The 1,131-nt window shown below is 43.0% G+C and carries 2 protein-coding genes; both read left to right on the forward strand.

Annotation, left to right across the window (positions count from 1 at the left end; all coding sequences use genetic code 11):
* The first annotated feature begins 290 nt into the window (after positions 1-290).
* Entirely contained in the window at positions 291-842 is a 552-nt protein-coding gene (locus CSV61_RS16510) for a hypothetical protein (RefSeq protein WP_099640097.1), read from the forward strand.
* Between the two features lie 32 nt (positions 843-874).
* Positions 875-1,131, forward strand: a 257-nt coding sequence (locus tag CSV61_RS16515; protein WP_233193668.1) for a DUF5412 family protein, incomplete at its 3' end; no start/stop codon positions are given.

The raw sequence follows: 1,131 nt of genomic DNA on the forward strand, positions 1-1,131 counted from the left end.
GTTGATCTTCGCTACAGCCGGCGACTCCCGGAGGATCAGCGAGAGCCGTAACGAAGAACGGCTTTTGCGAGTGAAGCGCAGCGAGAAGGAGCATATCTTTGCTTTGACAGGTGAAACACCTAGCGAGCGAAGCGAAGAGTGTGGTTCACCGCCCGCCCTCCTCAAACGCGTCCGGCTGCAGCGCAGATCAACGGTTTTAGACTACTTTGCCTTTTTACCGGGTGCGATAGTTGCACATAGTTGTCTCAGAAACGGCCTATTTTTTAAATTGAGTATTAGGAGGTGTGTTAATGACATTCTTTTTCAGATGCTCTTTTATTCTGCTTATTTTCCTCCTGTCCGGTTGCAGCGGCATATCGAAATATGATGATCAGGAACCGGCAGCCATTGTAAAAGGGCAGGAAATTACGATTGGGGATTTACGGTTCTTATATCCCGATGAGACTGCATTAGATTATTTGGATGGAACAATTAAATTAGAATTAGTAAAACAAAAGGTACAAGAAATGGGGCTGGATATAACTGGGAATTTAGAAACGGATCCAGACTGGTTTGCAGAACTGCCTCCTAAAAACACAAAAGATGAAGGCGGCAGGCAAATACGTGATTTTGCTGAATCTCAAGCCAAAAAGCTGCATATGGATCCAGAAGAGTACCAAAAGGAGTACGCCAGGAGAATAAACGAACTAAATGCACATCTCATCACCTTTCTGGAAGAAGAATTAGACGGCTATCAATTCGGCGATGAAAAGATGAATGAGGAAGCGAATCAGATATTGGAGGAATTGGTTGAAGAAAATAAAGAGGAGATTAATGTGTTGATTAAGCGGACTGTACGGTAAATGGGTTAACTATTTGCTAAGGCTGGAAATTGATGGTCTTTGGATACTTTGATGGAAATTTATATAAAAGGTGGGCAAAGTCGATTAAAAAAAATACGTTAAAAGTGTTTTTGGTCGTCAGTTTCTTGTTAGCTACATTTATTGGTTATGGAGTGTACTGGGCGTTCTATGATATGAGTAGATTGCCGACAGGAGAATTTTTGACGGAGGAGACGTCTCCTGATGGAAAATACACAGTAAAAGCCTACGTCGCCAACGGAGGAGCTACAGTGCCTTATGCTATTCGCGG

This window comes from Sporosarcina sp. P3 (assembly GCF_002743415.1).
Lineage (GTDB): Bacteria > Bacillota > Bacilli > Bacillales_A > Planococcaceae > Sporosarcina > Sporosarcina ureae_A.

Coding starts and splice junctions, on each gene's coding strand:
- CSV61_RS16510 (WP_099640097.1), top strand. CDS start 291: ATGACATTCTTTTTCAGATGCTCTTTTATTCTGCTTATTTTCCTCCTG.